At 55.4% G+C, this 17,952-nt stretch carries 20 protein-coding genes; 8 read left to right on the top strand and 12 right to left on the bottom strand.

Annotation, left to right across the window (positions count from 1 at the left end):
- The first annotated feature begins 70 nt into the window (after nt 1–70).
- The 3 genes from yrbN (at nt 71) to mtr (ending at nt 3,431) form a co-directional block, all read left to right on the top strand.
- Nucleotides 71–151 (top strand): protein YrbN, encoded by an 81-nt coding sequence (gene yrbN, locus J4728_RS12135; protein WP_010723222.1) that lies wholly within the window; start codon nt 71–73, stop codon nt 149–151.
- Entirely contained in the window at nt 144–2,033 is a 1,890-nt protein-coding gene (gene deaD, locus J4728_RS12130) for an ATP-dependent RNA helicase DeaD (protein WP_000807248.1), read from the top strand. Before yrbN ends, deaD begins: the two co-directional genes overlap by 8 nt.
- Before the next feature lie 153 nt (nt 2,034–2,186).
- A complete protein-coding gene (gene mtr, locus J4728_RS12125) occupies nt 2,187–3,431 on the top strand; it encodes a tryptophan permease (protein WP_000224387.1) in 1,245 nt (414 codons plus the stop codon).
- A 90-nt stretch (nt 3,432–3,521) separates the two neighbouring features.
- Here mtr and J4728_RS12120 read toward each other — a convergent pair whose 3' ends face one another.
- From J4728_RS12120 to J4728_RS12110, 3 genes are all read right to left on the bottom strand, one after another.
- Nucleotides 3,522–4,526, bottom strand: coding sequence for a luciferase-like monooxygenase (locus J4728_RS12120; RefSeq protein WP_208211810.1), 1,005 nt, complete (start codon nt 4,524–4,526; stop codon nt 3,522–3,524).
- A gap of 167 nt (nt 4,527–4,693) precedes the next feature.
- Entirely contained in the window at nt 4,694–5,590 is an 897-nt protein-coding gene (locus J4728_RS12115) for a U32 family peptidase (RefSeq protein ID WP_077905101.1), read from the bottom strand.
- A complete protein-coding gene (locus J4728_RS12110) occupies nt 5,581–6,576 on the bottom strand; it encodes a peptidase U32 family protein (RefSeq protein ID WP_000421309.1) in 996 nt (331 codons plus the stop codon). The genes J4728_RS12115 and J4728_RS12110 overlap by 10 nt, the downstream gene beginning before the upstream one ends.
- Before the next feature lie 216 nt (nt 6,577–6,792).
- Between J4728_RS12110 and J4728_RS12105 the strand changes: the two genes are divergently transcribed.
- Both J4728_RS12105 and J4728_RS12100 read left to right on the top strand, forming a co-directional pair.
- Nucleotides 6,793–7,317: an SCP2 domain-containing protein gene (locus J4728_RS12105; protein WP_000884721.1), complete on the top strand. Its 525-nt coding sequence runs from the start codon at nt 6,793–6,795 to the stop codon at nt 7,315–7,317.
- On the top strand, nt 7,311–7,814 hold the full coding sequence (locus J4728_RS12100; RefSeq protein ID WP_000908562.1) for a GNAT family N-acetyltransferase: 504 nt from the start codon (nt 7,311–7,313) through the stop codon (nt 7,812–7,814). The genes J4728_RS12105 and J4728_RS12100 overlap by 7 nt, the downstream gene beginning before the upstream one ends.
- On the opposite strand, the gene J4728_RS12095 is transcribed toward J4728_RS12100, so the two are convergent.
- Nucleotides 7,801–8,118: a GIY-YIG nuclease family protein gene (locus J4728_RS12095; RefSeq protein ID WP_000928383.1), complete on the bottom strand. Its 318-nt coding sequence runs from the start codon at nt 8,116–8,118 to the stop codon at nt 7,801–7,803. The genes J4728_RS12100 and J4728_RS12095 overlap by 14 nt on opposite strands.
- 37 nt (nt 8,119–8,155) lie before the next feature.
- On the opposite strand from J4728_RS12095, the gene J4728_RS12090 reads away from it, so the two are divergent.
- Complete coding sequence (locus J4728_RS12090) at nt 8,156–8,599, top strand: YhbP family protein (protein WP_000380404.1); 444 nt, start codon at nt 8,156–8,158, stop codon at nt 8,597–8,599.
- Here J4728_RS12090 and yhbO read toward each other — a convergent pair.
- Complete coding sequence (gene yhbO / locus J4728_RS12085) at nt 8,579–9,097, bottom strand: protein/nucleic acid deglycase (protein ID WP_000037599.1); 519 nt, start codon at nt 9,095–9,097, stop codon at nt 8,579–8,581. The genes J4728_RS12090 and yhbO overlap by 21 nt on opposite strands.
- Nucleotides 9,098–9,227: 130 nt before the next feature.
- Between yhbO and J4728_RS12080 the strand changes: the two genes are divergently transcribed.
- Nucleotides 9,228–9,863, top strand: coding sequence for an NAD(P)H-binding protein (locus tag J4728_RS12080; RefSeq protein WP_058144884.1), 636 nt, complete (start codon nt 9,228–9,230; stop codon nt 9,861–9,863).
- 66 nt (nt 9,864–9,929) lie between these two features.
- Here the strand turns inward: J4728_RS12080 and dolP are convergent, their stop codons facing one another.
- From dolP to J4728_RS12060, 4 genes are read right to left on the bottom strand one after another with little or no spacing between them, the layout of a single operon-like run.
- Nucleotides 9,930–10,505, bottom strand: a complete 576-nt coding sequence (gene dolP / locus J4728_RS12075) for a division/outer membrane stress-associated lipid-binding lipoprotein (RefSeq protein WP_000643280.1) — start codon at nt 10,503–10,505, stop codon at nt 9,930–9,932.
- Between the two features lie 9 nt (nt 10,506–10,514).
- Nucleotides 10,515–11,105: a DnaA initiator-associating protein DiaA gene (diaA, locus tag J4728_RS12070; protein ID WP_000893481.1), complete on the bottom strand. Its 591-nt coding sequence runs from the start codon at nt 11,103–11,105 to the stop codon at nt 10,515–10,517.
- Nucleotides 11,106–11,126: 21 nt separating this feature from the next.
- Nucleotides 11,127–11,522 carry a YraN family protein gene (locus tag J4728_RS12065; RefSeq protein ID WP_000057285.1) on the bottom strand — a complete coding sequence of 132 codons (396 nt, stop codon included), beginning with the start codon at nt 11,520–11,522 and terminating at the stop codon, nt 11,127–11,129.
- Nucleotides 11,480–13,522: a penicillin-binding protein activator gene (locus tag J4728_RS12060; RefSeq protein WP_080092561.1), complete on the bottom strand. Its 2,043-nt coding sequence runs from the start codon at nt 13,520–13,522 to the stop codon at nt 11,480–11,482. The genes J4728_RS12065 and J4728_RS12060 overlap by 43 nt, the downstream gene beginning before the upstream one ends.
- A 63-nt stretch (nt 13,523–13,585) precedes the next feature.
- Here J4728_RS12060 and rsmI point away from each other — a divergent pair, with 63 nt between their 5' ends.
- The gene (gene rsmI, locus J4728_RS12055) at nt 13,586–14,449 is read left to right on the top strand and encodes a 16S rRNA (cytidine(1402)-2'-O)-methyltransferase (RefSeq protein ID WP_000812288.1); all 864 of its coding nucleotides are present in this window, start codon (nt 13,586–13,588) and stop codon (nt 14,447–14,449) included.
- A 157-nt stretch (nt 14,450–14,606) separates the two neighbouring features.
- Here rsmI and J4728_RS12050 read toward each other — a convergent pair whose 3' ends face one another.
- The 3 genes from J4728_RS12050 to J4728_RS12040 all read right to left on the bottom strand — a co-directional run bounded on the left by J4728_RS12050 (nt 14,607) and on the right by J4728_RS12040 (nt 17,951).
- On the bottom strand, nt 14,607–15,380 hold the full coding sequence (locus tag J4728_RS12050; protein ID WP_001083899.1) for a DeoR/GlpR family DNA-binding transcription regulator: 774 nt from the start codon (nt 15,378–15,380) through the stop codon (nt 14,607–14,609).
- Between the two features lie 110 nt (nt 15,381–15,490).
- On the bottom strand, nt 15,491–16,534 hold the full coding sequence (gene gatD, locus J4728_RS12045; RefSeq protein WP_000844173.1) for a galactitol-1-phosphate 5-dehydrogenase: 1,044 nt from the start codon (nt 16,532–16,534) through the stop codon (nt 15,491–15,493).
- Nucleotides 16,535–16,577: 43 nt separating this feature from the next.
- A complete protein-coding gene (locus tag J4728_RS12040; protein ID WP_000490601.1) occupies nt 16,578–17,951 on the bottom strand; it encodes a galactitol-specific PTS transporter subunit IIC in 1,374 nt (457 codons plus the stop codon).
- Nucleotide 17,952 lies beyond the last annotated feature (1 nt).

The following is a 17,952-nucleotide window of genomic DNA, read 5'->3' as shown; positions in this document are numbered from 1 at the left end:
CCATCACCTTCGCGGGTGAGGGCGTTGTTGTTCGTTAATACACCTACTTTGAGCCGGTTCACACTTTTCAATGAAAATTGCAGATCAATTTCATGATGAGTTATGTAGACTGGCCGCCATTAATTTTGAGGCACACGTACTACATGGCTGAATTCGAAACCACTTTTGCAGATCTGGGGCTGAAGGCTCCTATCCTTGAAGCCCTTACCGATCTGGGTTACGAAAAACCATCTCCAATCCAGGCAGAGTGCATTCCGCATCTGCTGGGCGGTCGCGACGTGCTGGGCATGGCCCAGACCGGTAGCGGCAAAACCGCAGCGTTCTCTTTACCGCTGCTCAACAATCTTGATCCTGAGCTGAAGGCACCTCAGATTCTGGTGCTGGCGCCAACCCGCGAACTGGCGGTACAGGTGGCCGAAGCCATGACGGATTTCTCTAAACACATGCGCGGCGTAAACGTGGTTGCCCTGTACGGCGGTCAGCGTTATGACGTGCAGTTACGCGCCCTGCGTCAGGGGCCGCAGATCGTTGTCGGTACGCCGGGACGTCTGCTTGATCACTTAAAACGTGGCACTCTCGACCTCTCTAAACTGAGTGGTCTGGTGCTGGATGAAGCCGACGAAATGCTGCGTATGGGCTTCATCGAAGACGTTGAAACTATTATGGCGCAGATCCCGGAAGGTCATCAGACCGCTCTGTTCTCCGCCACCATGCCGGAAGCGATTCGTCGCATTACCCGCCGCTTTATGAAAGAGCCGCAGGAAGTGCGCATTCAGTCCAGCGTGACTACCCGTCCTGACATCAGCCAGAGCTACTGGACTGTCTGGGGTATGCGTAAAAACGAAGCGCTGGTGCGTTTCCTGGAAGCGGAAGACTTTGATGCGGCGATTATTTTCGTACGTACCAAAAACGCGACCCTGGAAGTAGCAGAAGCGCTGGAACGTAGCGGCTACAACAGCGCCGCGTTGAATGGCGATATGAACCAGGCGCTGCGTGAGCAGACTCTGGAACGCCTGAAAGATGGTCGTCTGGACATCCTGATCGCCACCGATGTTGCGGCACGTGGTCTGGACGTTGAACGTATCAGCCTGGTGGTGAACTACGATATCCCGATGGACTCCGAGTCCTACGTTCACCGTATCGGTCGTACCGGTCGTGCGGGTCGCGCCGGTCGCGCGCTGCTGTTCGTTGAGAACCGCGAGCGTCGTCTGCTGCGCAACATCGAACGCACCATGAAGCTGACCATTCCGGAAGTGGAACTGCCGAACGCAGAACTGCTGGGTAAACGCCGTCTGGAAAAATTCGCCGCGAAAGTTCAGCAGCAACTGGAAAGCAGCGATCTGGATCAGTACCGTGCGCTGCTGGCGAAAATCCAGCCGTCTGCCGAAGGTGAAGAGCTGGATCTCGAAACGCTGGCTGCCGCACTGCTGAAAATGGCGCAGGGCGAGCGTCCGCTGATTCTGCCGCCGGATGCGCCGATGCGTCCTAAGCGTGAATTCCGTGACCGTGACGACCGTGGTCCGCGCGATCGTAATGACCGTGGCCCGCGTGGCGACCGTGAAGAACGTCCGCGTCGTGAACGTCGTGACGTTGGCGATATGCAGTTATACCGCATTGAAGTGGGCCGTGATGACGGCGTTGAAGTTCGTCATATCGTGGGCGCTATCGCTAACGAAGGCGACATCAGCAGCCGTTACATTGGTAACATTAAGCTGTTCGCGTCTCACTCCACCATCGAGCTGCCGAAAGGTATGCCGGGCGAAGTGCTCCAGCACTTCACGCGTACCCGCATCCTGAACAAGCCGATGAATATGCAGCTGTTGGGTGATGCGGTTCCGCACGCGGGCGGCGAACGTCGCGGCGGTGGTCGTAGCTTCAGTGGCGAACGTCGTGAAGGCGGTCGTAATTTCAGCGGCGAACGTCGTGAAGGTGGTCGTGGTGATGGTCGTCGCTTCAGCGGCGAGCGTCGTGAAAGCCGTGGTCCGCGTCGTGATGACTCTACCGGTCGCCGTCGTTTCGGCGGTGATGCGTAACTCACGCTGACCTGCGCATTCACAGCGTAAAGTAAAATATACAGCCCCGATCGTCACAATCGGGGCTTTTTTTATTTCTTTTGTACTCGTGTACTGGTACGGTGCGGCGTATTGAGAGATAGTCACACTATAAATGACTGGAGAGAGAGCTGAATGGCAACACTTACCACCACCCAAACGTCACCTTCGCTGCTTGGCGGCGTGGTGATTATCGGCGGCACCATCATTGGCGCGGGGATGTTCTCCCTGCCGGTGGTCATGTCCGGGGCGTGGTTCTTCTGGTCGATGGCGGCGCTGGTCTTTACCTGGTTTTGTATGCTGCACTCCGGGCTGATGATTCTCGAAGCCAACCTTAACTACCGCATTGGTTCGAGTTTCGACACCATCACCAAAGATCTGTTGGGGAAAGGCTGGAACGTGGTCAACGGCATTTCTATTGCCTTTGTGCTCTACATCCTGACTTACGCCTATATCTCGGCGAGCGGCTCAATTCTGCATCATACCTTTGCTGAGATGTCGCTGAACGTTCCGGCGCGAGCGGCAGGTTTTGCCTTTGCGCTGCTGGTGGCGTTTGTCGTGTGGCTGAGTACGAAGGCGGTCAGCCGGATGACGGCGATTGTGCTGGGCGCGAAAGTGATTACTTTCTTCCTGACCTTCGGCAGCCTGTTGGGGCACGTTCAGCCTGCCACGTTGTTTAACGTGGCTGAAAGCCACGCGTCATATACGCCGTACCTGCTGATGACGCTGCCATTTTGTCTGGCCTCTTTTGGTTATCACGGTAACGTACCGAGCCTGATGAAATATTACGGCAAAGATCCGCGTACCATCGTGAAGTGCCTGATTTATGGGACGTTACTGGCGCTGGCGCTCTATTCCGTCTGGCTGCTGGGGACGATGGGCAACATCCCGCGTCCGGAATTTATCGGCATTGCGCAGAAAGGCGGCAATATTGATGTGCTGGTACAGGCGTTGAGCGGCGTGCTGAACAGCCGCAGCCTGGATCTGCTGCTGGTGGTGTTCTCTAACTTTGCGGTCGCCAGTTCCTTCCTCGGCGTGACGCTGGGGCTGTTTGACTATCTGGCGGATCTGTTTGGTTTTGATGACTCGGCAATGGGGCGTTTTAAAACCGCGCTGCTGACGTTTGTGCCGCCAATTGTCGGTGGCCTGCTGTGGCCGAACGGTTTTCTGTACGCCATTGGCTATGCAGGTTTAGCTGCAACTATCTGGGCGGCCATTGTGCCTGCGCTGTTGGCGCGCAAATCTCGCGAACGTTTCGGCAGCCCAAAATTTCGCGTCTGGGGCGGTAAACCGATGATTGCCCTGATTCTGGTCTTCGGTGTCGGCAACGCGGTTATCCATATTCTGTCGAGCTTTAATTTGCTGCCGGTGTACCAGTAACGTTATTGTGCCGGATGGCGGTTGCACCTTATCCGGCCTACTTGATGCTGTAGGCCCGGTAAGCGAAGCGTCACCGGGCAAAACAACGCACTACCCCAACAATTCCTGCTTCACATCCATCGCTAAATCAAACGAATGCAGGCGTGCCTGGTGGTCGAAAATCTGCCCGTTTACCATAATTTCATCCGCCTGGGTTTCCCGCAGAATGGACACCAGCCCGTGGCGGACTTTCGCTTTATCGCCGACCAGCGACATACTCAGCGCCTGCTGCACGCCATACTGCTCGGATGGCGACCAGAAGGTCTCCATATTCTCAATCGGCGGCGGCAGTTGGCCGGTTTCCCCACGGCGTAGCTTCACGAAAGCCTGCTGCATGGAGGTAAACAGGAATTCGGCGTCGCGGTTGCTGTCGGCGGCGATAATATTGATACACACCATCGCGTACGGTTTTTCCAGCCGCGCTGAAGGTTTGAACTGGGAACGGTACAGATGCAGCGCCTGGAACAACATATCCGGCGCGAAATGCGAAGCAAAGGCGAACGGCAGGCCAAGCTGGGCCGCCAGTTGCGCGCTATACAGGCTGGAGCCCAGTAGCCAGACCGGGATCTGCTCGCCGTAGCCGGGCACCGGGCGCACATGCGGATTAGGATCGCGAGCGTCGAACCAGTCCACCAGCTCTGCGACATCGCGTGGAAAGTTATCGATATCGCCGCTCATATGGCGACGCAGCGCGCGCATCGTCGGCTGATCGCTACCCGGCGCGCGTCCCAACCCTAAGTCGATACGCCCCGGGTAGAGCGTATTCAGCGTGCCGAACTGCTCGGCAATCACCAGCGGTGAATGGTTAGGCAGCATCACGCCGCCGGAGCCAAGATGTAATGTTGTGGTATTGGCCGCCAGATAACCAATCAATACCGAGGTCGCCGCGCTGGCGATACCGGTCATGTTGTGATGTTCCGCCAGCCAGTAGCGGTGATAGCCGCGCTTTTCAGCCAGCCGTGCGAGATCAAGCGAGTGCGTGAAGGCTTCTTTTGCCGAAGCTCCTTCAGGGATCGGCGCCAGATCCAGCACCGAGAACGGAATAGAACGGCTCACTTTGTTACCGGTTAATCTTTTAATACTGCATTAAAGATTAGCGAATGTTGTTAACAAAGTGAGCTTTATGAGACTGACGGCAAAAACAATGCCCGATGGTACTGCGCTTATCGGGCCTACGGGATCGCTATTTATAGGCCGGATAAGGTCTTTATGCCGCCATCCGGCTAGGCCTGTAGCTCCAGCCCGGCCAGCCGCTTCCAGTAGCCGTTACAGTCGCTATGGGCGGCAAGCGGTAATGGTGCGCCGCCGTTTTCGTTAGCGCGAAAGGCATCAAGCATGGCAAATGTCTCCGTACCCAACGGCGACAGCCGCACGATATCGACCAATCCCTGCATCGACGTCAGTTCGTTGCCAAGGTTATAGACATAGCCGCTCATGGTCTGAATACCGTTAAGCACAAACACCTGCTGATTCTCTTGCGAGAACACGTCACGACCGTTTGGATACTTGATACAGCAGGTTTCGCACTCATCTTTCGGGCGGTCTTCCGAACGGGCGGTAAAGCAGCGAGCGGAGTAGGCCAGCGGCAGATGCCCGTAGCTCAACACTTCCACTTCAAACTGATTGCGGATGCCCAGTTCATCGCACTGATTAAGCAAATTCACCAGCCAGTCGCGGGACAGCTCCACTGGCATACACCAGCGTACCATGCCTTCTTTCAGCAACCGGCGCAGCGTGACCGCGTTGTAGCAGTTCAGCGCATGGCCGGCGACAAACGGCAGTTTGCGCTCGGCGCACAGATTCACCACGCCAAGATCGCTGGCTTCCAGCAGAAAATCGCCGTTGTCCACATAGCGTTTCAGCTCGCTTAATTCAGATGACGCCTGTACCAGCGCCAGGGTGGAGAGCACCACCTGCTTACCGCTGGCGGCGAGGGATTTCGCCATTTCCAGCCAGTCGCCGACTTTGGTTGCGCGACGCTTGCTGCACACCGCTTCGCCCAGATAAATGACATCAGCGCTGCTTTTTGCGGCCTGCTGATAAAAATCTTCCAGCGTCTCTTTCGGCCAGTAATAAAGCACCGGTCCTAAGGAATATTTCATAGCTCCTCTCACTGCCATTTACGGTGATATGCGCCAAGCGTGGTTTGGGTGCCTTCGGACATCGCGCCGAGCGTCTCCATCCAGTCGCGCTGTGGAACGAAGTTTTGCGGGGCGGCTTTGCAGCGATCGATTGCCTGGCGCCATACTTTCGCCACCTGGCTGACGTAGGCCGGGCTGCGCTGGCGGCCTTCGATCTTCACCGAAGCGATGTTCGCCGCCATGAGCTCCGGCAGCAGTTCCAGCGTGTTCAGGCTGGTTGGCTCCTCCAGCGCGTGATAGCGCTCGCCGTCCACTAAATAGCGGCCTTTACACAGCGTTGGGTAGCCTGCGTTTTCGCCATCCTGGTAACGGTCAATCAGGACATCATTCAGGCGCGATTCCAGCCCCTGCGGCGTTTGCTGCCAACGGACAAAGCGGGCGGGAGAGCAGGCGCCGACGGTATTGGGCGACTCCCCCGTCAGGTAGGAAGAAAGATAGCAGCGACCTTCCGCCATAATGCACAGGCTGCCAAACGCGAATACCTCCAGCGGCACCGGCGTGACGCGGGCTAGTTGTTTTACCTGGTGAATCGACAGTACACGCGGCAGTACTACACGGTGGACATCAAAGTTGCGGTGATAAAAGCGAATCGCCTCTTCGTTGGTTGCCGAGGCCTGAACGGAAACATGGCGCTCAATATGCGGGTAACGCTCTGCGGCATATTCCAGCATAGCGAGGTCGGCGAGAATCAACGCGTCGGCGCCAAGCTGCGCCGCCATATCCACGGCGCGCTGCCAGCGGGCATAGCCGTCCGGATGCGCAAAAGTATTAATGGCGATGTGTAATTTGCGGCGATGCTGGTGAACAAAACTCACCGCTTCCTGCAATTTTTTTTCGGTAAAGTTAAGGCCGGCAAAATGACGGGCATTGGTATCGTCTTTTAACCCGATATAAACGGCGTCAGCGCCGTTTTCGATGGCCGCCTTCAGCGCCGGGAGATTTCCGGCAGGGCAGAGCAGCTCCATAATTTATCCTGAGGGTTACGTCTGAGACGCAAAATTGTTAACGAACAGGGATTTTAGTTAACCTTGCTGCGACAATTTTTGATTTAAGGCAGTTAAAGGCGTATTGGTAACACCAATAATGGGGTAGAAAATCAGACCCAATTGTTGATTTACGCCGCCATGTGATTTATTGGATATGGCAAAATAACAGGACTATTGAAACAGGGAGTAAAGCTCGTGTTAGATAAACTGCGTTCACGCTTAGTCCATGCTGGCCCGTCTCTGATGAGTGTACCGGTTAAACTGACGCCCTTTGCGCTAAAGCGCCAGGTTCTGGAACAGGTTCTGAGCTGGCAGTTTCGTCAGGCGCTGGCCGATGGAGAGCTGGAATTCCTCGAAGGTCGTTGGTTAAGCATTCATGTTCGTGACATCGACTTAAAATGGTATACCACGGTTGAAAATGAAAAGCTGATCGTTAGCCAGCAGGCGGATGCTGACGTCAGTTTTAGCGCCGACGCCAGCGATCTGCTAATGATCGCCGCCCGTAAACAGGATCCGGATACGCTCTTTTTCCAGCGTCGACTGGTCATTGAAGGCGATACTGAGTTAGGGTTGTATGTGAAGAATCTGATGGACGCCATCGAACTGGAGCAGATGCCGAAAGCGTTACGCGTTATGCTGCTGCAACTGGCGGATTTTGTTGAGGCGGGAATGAAAAACTCGCCGGAAACCAAACAGACCTCGGTAGGTGAACCATGCTAATTCGAGTAGAAATTCCCATTGATGCGCCTGGTATTGATGCGCTGTTACGCCGTTCATTCGAAAGCGATGCGGAAGCGAAGCTGGTTCACGATTTGCGTGAAGATGGTTTTCTGACGCTCGGACTGGTGGCCACGGATGATGAAGGTCAGGTGGTGGGCTATGTCGCCTTTAGCCCGGTTGATGTGCAGGGCGAAGATTTACAGTGGGTCGGCATGGCGCCGCTGGCGGTCGATGAAAAGTATCGCGGGCAAGGGCTGGCGCGCCAGTTAGTGTATGAAGGGCTGGATTCGCTCAACGAGTTCGGCTACGCGGCGGTCGTGACGCTGGGCGATCCGGCGTTATATAGCCGCTTCGGTTTTGAACTGGCCGCACATTACGATCTTCACTGCCGTTGGCCCGGTACGGAAAGCGCTTTCCAGGTACACCGTTTGGCTGAGGATGCGCTGGAGGGCGTGACGGGGCTGGTGGAGTATCACGACCACTTCAATCGTTTTTAAGCACCGGCGTTTGCAGGCTGGACAGCAGCGCCTCAAACGCTTCGCGTTCCGTCACAAGGCGCTCCTTCTGGCGCTTTGTGAGCTGTTTGATGCGATACTCTATGCGCAGGGCCAGCGAGCGATTGCCGACCTGCGCCGCAAACGCCAGCGTTAACTCGCCTTTTCCCCGTAATGCTTTTGCGCCTTTTCCCGTTTGATGCTGCCTGTAACGACGCGCCACATCGGTGGTTATTCCGGTGTAAAGCGCATTGTCTGCAGTACGAATCAGATACAGATACCAGGGTGTCATTGTCGCCATCAGCATGATAATTTTCAGGTTCCCAGTATAAGCGAGAATAAAGATGGACACACTTACCGCTATTGGCCGTTGGCTGGCGAAACAACACGTGGTGACCTGGTGCGTACACCATGAGGGAGAGCTGTGGTGCGCCAATGCGTTTTATTTGTTCGATGCGCAAAACGTCGCGCTGTATCTGTTAACGGATGATAAAACCCGCCATGCGCAAATGTCCGGCGCGTGCGCGCCAGTTGCGGGAACGGTCAATGGTCAGCCGAAAACGGTGGCGCGCATTCGCGGCGTGCAGTTTAAAGGGGAAATTCGCCGTCTGGAGGGGCAGGAGAGCGACGCCGCGCGTAAAGCTTACCTTCGTCGCTTCCCGGTCGCCAGGGTGCTGCCAGCGCCGGTATGGGAAATCCGGCTGGATGAAATTAAATTCACCGACAACACGCTGGGGTTTGGTAAAAAACTGCACTGGTTACGTGACTCACGCGCCCAGCAGGCGTAGCGCCTCGCGGTTAAATGCCGGCAGGTCGTCAGGCGTGCGGCTGGTCACCAGCTGATCTTTATCGACGACGACTTCCTGATCGTAAAATTCCGCGCCCGCGTTCTTCACATCGATAATAATCGGTTTCACCGCCGTGAGTTTGCGGCCACGAATGACATCGGCGCTGATCAACAACTGCGGGCCGTGGCAAATGGCAAAAACCGGTTTACCGCTGTTAACGAAATCGCGGGTAAAATCCACGAAACGGCTGTCGCCGCGCAGGTAGTCCGGCGAATGACCTCCCGGCAATAGCAAGGCGTCGAACTCGTCGGGACGAACGTCATCAATAGCCTTATCAATGGTGACGCTGGCCTCGCCTTTTTTTCCTTTCACCGTTTTACCCGCCTCTTTTTCGATGGTGATGACCTCATGGCCGGCCTGACGGAATTCTGCTGCCGGCGAGGTAAATTCTGAATCTTCAAATTCATCGGTAATCAAAACGGCAATTTTCTTACTCATGCGTTTCCTCCGCAGTGGTGGCGTCGGGTAAGGCAAATTTTCCACAATGATGGATACTTACCTCGTAGACTATTAAGCCTGGTCGATAGGGCCGAGAGTGCAAGGTGGACAAATCTGTAAAGGAGCGAGGATGAGTCAGGTACTGATTACCGGCGCGACCGGACTGGTCGGCGGACATCTGCTGAGAATGTTAATCAACACGCCGCAGGTGAGCGCTATCGCCGCGCCGACGCGTCGCCCGCTGACGGATATTGTCGGCGTTTATAACCCTCACGATCCGCAGCTTACCGACGCGTTAGCTCAGGTGACCGACCCGGTGGATATTGTTTTTTGCTGCCTGGGCACGACCCGGCGTGAAGCGGGAAGTAAAGCGGCGTTTATTCATGCGGATTATACGCTGGTGGTTGATACCGCGCTGACCGGGCGTCGACTGGGTGCGCAGCACATGGTGGTGGTCAGCGCAATGGGAGCAAACGCGCACTCTCCGTTTTTCTACAATCGGGTGAAAGGAGAAATGGAAGAGGCGTTAATCGCGCAAAATTGGCCTCGTTTGACGATTGCCCGGCCTTCTATGCTGCTCGGCGACAGAACAACGCGGCGGGTGAATGAAACGCTTTTCGCTCCGCTATTCCGGCTGCTGCCCGGAAACTGGAAATCGATTGATGTGCGGGATGTGGCGCGGGCCATGCTGGCGGAAGCGCTGGCGCCAGCACAAGAAGGCGTGACGATTCTGACCTCATCGCAACTGCGGGAAAAAGCGGAATAGCGAAGCCGGATGATTTACCGGATGGCGACGCGGTTTACACATTTTTATCGCCACCCGGCACACCGGTTACTTAATATACGTAAAGGCGGTGGTCACGCGTTTCACGCCGCTCACCCGGCTGGCGATGTCCGCTGCCGCTTTACCTTCACGTTCAGTCACCAGGCCCAGCAGGAACACTTCGCCATTTTCGGTGGTGACTTTCACGTTTGACGATTTTACCTGATCGCTGGTCAGTAGCTGTGAGCGAACTTTCGTGGTGATCCAGGTATCGTTAGAGGCGGTCCCCAGGCCGATAGGCTGACCCTGGCGAATCTCGTTATAGACCTCGGTGGTGCCTTCAACGCCCATCGCTATCTGTTTCGCGCGTGCGGAGAGTTCGCTGTTTGGCGACTGGCCCACTAACAAAACTTTGCCCTGATAAGCCGTGACATTGATGCGCGTCTCTTTTTTGATTTGCTCATCTTTCGACAGCGCGCTGCTGACACGCAGTTCCAGCGTTCCGTCATCCACCTGGGTGCCCACGCTACGCGGGTCGGTTGCGGCTTTGGTGCCGACGGCTGCCGTACCCACTACCGCGGCGGCGACGCAACCTTGCAATAGCAACGCAGAAATAAGGACTGCGAGCGGCGAAAATGCCTTCATGTGTACTCCTTAATCATCCTGGTGAGGAAAAAGCGTGTTATCGATCAAATCGCACAGGCAGTTTACCGTCAGCATATGCATTTCCTGAATGCGCGCGCTGTGGTGTGAAGGGATACGAATTTCGACATCCTGCGGCCCTAATAGTCCGGCCAGCTCACCCCCGTCATACCCGGTTAGCGCCACAATGGTCATGTCACGTGTGACGGCTGCTTCAACGGCTTTTACGATATCGCGACTATTACCACGCGTAGAGATCGCCAATAAAACATCGCCTGCATGTCCCAGCGCCCGGACTTGTTTTGCATAAACTTCATCGTGCAGGCGATCGTTAGCGATCGCAGTTAAGACCACATTATCGGTATTTAGTGCAATGGCGGGTAAACTGGGTCGCTCCGTTTCAAAGCGGTTAATCATGCTGGCAGCAAAATGCTGTGCGTTGGCCGCGGACGTCCCGTTTCCACAACAGAGGATTTTGTTGCCGTTAAGCAGGGAATGAACCAGCGTCATGGCGGCGCGGGAAATGGCATCCGGAAGTGCTTCCGCCGCAGCAATTTGAGTTTGAATGCTTTCTGTAAAGCAAACTTTGATTCTTTCGAGCACGCTAATCCTTAAAATCTTCAATTATGAGTGGTCGTTAAACGCATCCCGAAACCACTCAATCTCATTTCCGGTGAAGGCTAACACATCGAACCGACAATCCACAGTATCAAAACTCCCATTCTGGCGGGCGAGCCACAAGCGGGCAGTATGTAATAATTTGTGTTGCTTGCTGCGGGTCACACTAGCCGCCGCGCCGCCATAAAGCCCGGAGCGCCGATAGCGGACCTCAACAAAAACCGTCGTTTTTCCGTCGCGCATGATCAGATCGATTTCGCCGCCGCGCTCGCGCACGTTGGCGGCGATAAACCGCAGTCCTTTGCTTTCCAGCCAGCGACGCGCGGCAGCTTCCCACGCGTCGCCAGCCTGTTTACGCGTTAGCTGGCGGGAACAATCTCCCCTTGCTGGTATTTGAGCCATGATAACTTCCTGTTAATCACACAATCCGGGCTGGCGGTTAATGCGCCGGTATTACCATTGATCTCAAATCCCTGCACCTGACGCATCTGCGAAAAGTGGTTCGCCAGCGTCCAGGCATCCACGCCCATGGCGTACATCCGCGCCAGAGAATAGTCGTTATGTACAGCGCTCAGCGCCTGCTGCATCAACGGCATATTGCCGCCTGCCAGCATAGGAATTTCACTGTATTGTAAACCCTCCATTTCCAGACGGAAGTCGGGGCCGGAGGTGCCTTGCGCGCTGCGGGAGCTGGCATACAGCGTCGCGCCGCTCTGGGTGCCGTTACGCATGGCGATCATCGGTTTGATAAAGCCAATCTCTTCCGGCGTAGCCAGAATATAGACCGCGTCTACGCGTCCGCCACCGGTGATTTGCGCGTCGGTCGGCGGCGCAGGGATAGTCAGACCGCCAATGGTGACGCCAGGCTGCGCAGGCACGCTGGCGGCGACCGGACTGCCCGTCAACGCGATACCCGCGCCGCCGTTCACGCCCATTTTCAGCTCGGCTACGGAGCCGAATTTTTGCTGTAACACGATGCCGCCGCCCAGTTTTTGCCACTCCTGGGTGAAGGCGTTCGCCACGCGATCGCCAAGCGCGCTGCGTGGGATCAACAGCAGCGGCGACTGCTTGCCCTGGTCATAAATATGATGCGCCGCGTCACGGGCTTCATCTTCCGGAGAGAGCGCGAAATAGCAGATATTAGGGAAGCTACGTACCGTTTCCGGCTGGTTGAGCGCCAGCACGTTGAGCGGCGTGTTGCTTTTCATCAGCGCTTCCACATTGTTTTTCAACAACGGCCCGACCACGATACTGGCGCCGTCTTGCTGAACCTGAGCGAGCACCTGATCCAACGGCTGGGAAGAGGTATCATAGATTTTTAATTCAGCGGAGGGATCCGCCGGCGCGCTTGCTGTAGCAGGGGGAGTCTGTGGCGCGCTGACTGGCGTAGCGGACTGGGCTGGAGCGTCATCAGTCAGATCGCTCACCGAGGCCTGCGACGGACTGGCGACGCCGTTGGTCATTTGTGGTTGCGTCTCCTCCACGCCAGGTTCGACCGGCGCGTCAGGCGCGGCGGCAGGCTGCATCTCTACCGCCTGGGTGCCGAGGTTTTTCGCGGCTTCGAAACCTTGCTGGATGGTACGGCCAAACACGGCAGCCTGACCGTTCAGCGGCAGCAGCAGAGCGATTTTGCTGGTGGAAGCTGGTTTAAAACGTTGTACATTGACGAGCTGCGTCGGCAGCATTTTCGCCCCCGGATTTTGCGGGTAGCGTTTTTGCCAGTCGGCGATCCCGGCTTTCAGCATGTCTGGATCGTTGCGGTTGTCAAACCAGACGCGTTGCAGATCCAGCCAGCCCTGAAGCACATTTTCATCAGCGTTGATAACTAACGTCCTGGCCTGATCCGGCGTCATGGCGGAGAGCGCCTGCCAGGTGGCGTCGATATTTTTTTGTTTATCTTTCGCCGCCAGTAGCGGTTCCTGGGCGATTAACGCCCGCAACAAGGTAAGCGACGGGCGTCCCTGGCTGGCAACGATCTGCGCCTGCCAGTAACGCGCTTGCTGATGTGGCGCAAAGTCGGCGGGTTTTAGTTTATCCAGCAAGGCCTGCGCGCCTGCGACATCTTTTTGCGCCAGTTTGATTTCTACCGCTAATAAAGATTGTTCGCGACGCTGGGCATCGTTCAGATTTTGCGGGAGTTGATTGAACAACTCGACGGCCTGCTGGCTTTTTCCTTCTTTCAGCAGTGCATGAATGGCGAGTAATTGCCAGTTGGTCTTGCTATCATCTGCGCTTTGCTGCATCTGATGCAGGTAAAAGGCGGAGTCAGCTTGCGCTGAACCCTGCATATAGGCTGCGCTTTGATCTGGCGCCTGGGTGCCGCACCCGGCGAAAAGTAGCGCAGCCAGGACGACAGGCAGCGCGCGCGCGGCGTTCAAACGAGAAAATGTTGAGGGTACCATACTGTATCCAGTGATATTTTTTTACGCAATGCTCAATATTAAATCGGCAATACGGACGACACAATGAAACAAAACGAATCGGCGGATAATTCTCAGGGCCAACTCTTTATTGTACCTACTCCTATCGGTAATCTGGCGGATATTACCCAGCGTGCGTTGGAGGTGTTACAGGCTGTAGATCTGATTGCCGCCGAGGATACTCGTCACACCGGTTTATTGCTGCAACATTTTGGGATTAATGCCCGGTTGTTTGCGCTGCACGACCATAACGAACAACAAAAAGCGGAAACGCTGGTCGCGAAGCTAAAAGAAGGGCAGAACATTGCGCTGGTTTCCGACGCCGGTACGCCGCTGATTAATGACCCCGGCTACCACCTGGTGCGTACTTGTCGCGAAGCGGGGATTCGCGTGGTGCCGCTACCGGGGCCGTGTGCGGCGATTGCCGCCCTGAGCGCCGCTGGCCTGCCATCCGACCGTTTCTGCTATGAAGGCTTTTTACCGGCGAAATCCAAAGGCCGCCGTGATGCGCTAAAAGCCATTGAAACGGAACCGCGAACGCTGATTTTTTATGAGTCAACCCACCGCCTGTTAGATAGCCTGGAAGATATCGTCGCGGTATTGGGAGAATCCCGTTATGTGGTGCTGGCGCGTGAGCTGACCAAAACCTGGGAAACCATTCACGGCGCGCCGGTCGGCGAGCTGCTGGCGTGGGTCAAAGAAGATGAAAACCGTCGCAAAGGCGAAATGGTGCTGATTGTCGAAGGCCATAAAGCGCAAGAAGACGACCTGCCCGCCGACGCGCTGCGCACGCTGGCGCTGCTACAGGCAGAACTGCCGCTGAAAAAAGCGGCGGCGCTGGCAGCAGAAATTCACGGCGTGAAGAAAAATGCGCTGTATAAGTATGCGCTGGAGCAGCAGGAAGAATAAAAGCGAGCGCCCGGGAACCGCCTTTTATCGCCATCGTGTTAATACTCAATCAGGTGATTGATGTGGGTAAATTGATGGGGGCATTGGGCGGTGATAGCGGGCCGGACCTTTCCTTCGGGCTTACTCTCGCGATCAGCAACGCATAACCGACTCCTTTTTAGACGATCATTAATTCCACGCCTGTTTTCGCTAATGCCGCTTTATCCTGTTTGCTGATGGTGTCATCGGTTATCACACAGTCGATCTTGTCCATCGGCAATACCTGGTTAAAGCCGCGACGGTTAAATTTGGTCGCGTCCAGTACCGCGATAACTTTGTGTGCCGCCGCCGCCATGACGCCGCTAATGGAATAACCTTCGTTAAACGTGGTAATACCGTTTGTCGCATCAATACCATCCGCCCCGACAAACATGACATCGGCGCTGATGCCGTGTAGCGATCGTTCCGCAATCGTGCCGTGCATTGAGTGGGTTTTATGCCGTACCGTACCGCCGCAGACCACCAGCGTGAGATCTTTATTTTCTGATAGCGTAAAAGCGGCAGGCAAGCTGTTAGTGATCACCGTAATATTGCTTTTTCGCGCGAGCGCTTCCGCAATCAGTAATGTTGTGCTCCCGCTATCCAGAATGATGGTCATTCCTTCTTCAACCATTGCCGCAGCCGCCTGGGCAATCCGCTTTTTCGGATCGCTGGCGAGTTGATACCGATCTTCCAGAATGACTTCCTGATTGTCGCCTTCCGCCAGATGACTTCCCGGTTTTGCCGCGCCGCCATGAAAACGGGTGACAAGGCCTTTCTCTTCCAGCAGACGCAGGTCAGCACGGATAGTTACTTCAGAAATACCAAAGGTATTTGAAAGGTCCATCACCAGCACGCTGCCTTGCGTATTAATCAGGTCGACAATTTTATTTCTTCGCTCAAATGAGTTCATATTGATTTGCCTGATAATTAACTGTAACTAGTTTAAACGAAGGATTGCGAAAGGTGAACGCTAAATTTCGAAAGGAAATGTGAGCCAGCGCAGGTTGCTGGCTCGTACCATCAGGAAAGTTGAAGTAAGATTTTGCCCTGCATGGGCGCGCCATTAAGCGCTTTGACTGCTTCTGCAAAGCTTTCCGCATCGCCGCGATGGGCAATGAGAGGGGCCAGTTGAAGACGTTTTTCAGCCAACAGGCGCGCTGCGGTTTCCCATTCCTCTCCTGGCCATGGCGCGGAGTAGTTCATCCAACTGCCGAGGAGCGTGAGCTCTTTACGCAAAATTAACCCGAATGTACGCGTTGTCAGGGTGAGATCGTGATGTAACGTCCCCACCAGCGCCAGCTGCGCGCGCGGCCCGGCGATATCGATAGCCAGCGAGACGGTCTGGGGAGTTCCTGCCGTTTCGAGAACCAGTTGATCAAACTGAATGTCGGACAACGCGGTCTGGATGTCGTCGGCGGTCATTTCCCGGCTATTACAGGTATGCGTTGCGCCGAGCGCTTTCGCAAGTTCCAGTTTCTGCGGATTGATATCAATCGCCGTTACGCTTCGCGCGCCCAGTTCCCGCGCGCACTGTAAGGCCAACAGGCCAATTGTCCCGGCCCCGACGATAATTACGTTTTTCCCCTCGCAGCCCTGCGCCAGATGAAAGGCGTGTAAGCCCACGGTAATCGGTTCGATAAACGCGCCATCTTCAATTGGCATATCAGACGGCAAGCGGAAAAGATTGGCCCGTTTGACCACCACATACTCCGCATTACCGCCTTCGCTGCGCGATCCTACAAACTGATACTGTTTGCATAAAGAAAAGTAACCGCGTTCGCATTGCGGACAGTGAAAGCAGGGAAGAAGCGGGACACAAGCGACGGCATCGCCGGGCTGCATATCCGTTACGCCTGTGCCGTAGGATTCAACGTAGCCGCTGAATTCATGACCTAACGTAATAGGATAATAATGGGCGCCCTGCGCGAAAATACGCGGGATATCCGACCCGCAAAGCCCTGAGCTAACGACCTTGACCAACACATCGTCCTCGGCTTGCAGTTGTGGTAAGGGACGTTCTTCAACGCGCACGTCTCCCTCAGCGTGAATAACCACTGATTTCATAACATTCTCCAGGAAGGTGAGGGGAGCGATTGCTCCCCTAAAATTAAGAGGCGATTTGACTTTGCTGTAGCGCCGTGGCTTTCTCAGCCGCGACAAACTGTCGGGCGCGACGCCAGGTCAGCAGTACGCCGGCCAGATAGATAATGGCAATGACGGCGAAGCCGACGATATTCTGCCAGGTAAAAAGTTGAATCAGCAGCCAGGTGATGGGAGAACCGCCCTGATCCAGCGAGGCGACTTGTCCGCCTGCTTTTAGCGCTCCGGCATTGGCAGCCAGTTGGGTATGCAGGCCAATCGTCTGGGTGGCTATCCACAGGGTGATACCCATAATAATGACACCTGAAATCAGCGTGCGGAACAGGTTGCCCTGGTGTACCGCAACCGCCATCGCAATAAAGAAACCGATGGTGGCGAGGTCGCCGAACGGCAGCACCTGGTTCCCCGGTACTAAGACGGCAATCAGGATGGTCAGCGGAATGAATATCAGGCTCGCGGAGACAACAGAGGTATGACCGAGCAGTAGCGCTGGATCAAGGCCTATCAGGAACTCCTGCCCGCCAAATTTGGCCTGTAGACGTTTACGCGCATGTTTCGCGATAGGCGTTAGGCCATCCATAATAGGTTTAATGACGCGTGGCATAAGCAGCATCACCGCTGCAGTTTTGACCGCCAGTTGCAGAACGGCTTTAGCGTCGTAGCCTGCCAGTACACCAATCACCAGCCCCATCACGAAGCCGACAGTCACCGGCTCGCCAAACGGTCCGAAGCGTTTCTGGACATCATCTGCGCTAAAGTGAATACGATTGAGGCCCGGAATTTTTTCGATAATGGTATCAACGAGCACCGCCACGGGGCCCAGGTACGCGGATGAGCCGTGTGGGATAGCAATCCCCTCGAGGCCAAAATAGTCGCGGGTATCTTTGGCAAACCAGTCCCCCAGTTTGTAGACAAAGGCGGCATGAACCACAACGCCCAGAATCCCCAGCCAGTATGAACCGGTCGCCAGATGCAGCATGGCGCCCGTGAAGGTCATGTGCCAGATATTCCAGATATCGACATTCACCACGCGGGTCATGCGGGTCACCAGCATCAGGACGTTAACCCCGATGGCGACAGGGATCGCGACCAGCGCGATTTGTGACGCCCAGGTCATGGGCGATGAACCTGGCCAGCCGACGTCAATAACGTGGAGATTGATTTGGAAATGTTCCGCCATGGCTTTCGCCGCGGGGCCGATAGAATCCAGCATCAGGCCGATGACCAGACCAATACCCACGAAGCCGATACCAATATGCAAACCCGATTTAAAACAATCCCCAAGCTTCATTCCCAGCAGTTTAGAGAACACGATGATCACCAGAGGCAACATCACCGTTGGGCCTAAGTCGAGGATATAACGCATTATTTCGCTAAACATA

It is taken from the genome of Salmonella sp. 32070601201500089SM (assembly GCF_017573605.1).
Lineage (GTDB): Bacteria > Pseudomonadota > Gammaproteobacteria > Enterobacterales > Enterobacteriaceae > Salmonella > Salmonella enterica.
This window is presented reverse-complemented; position numbering and strand designations above follow the sequence as displayed.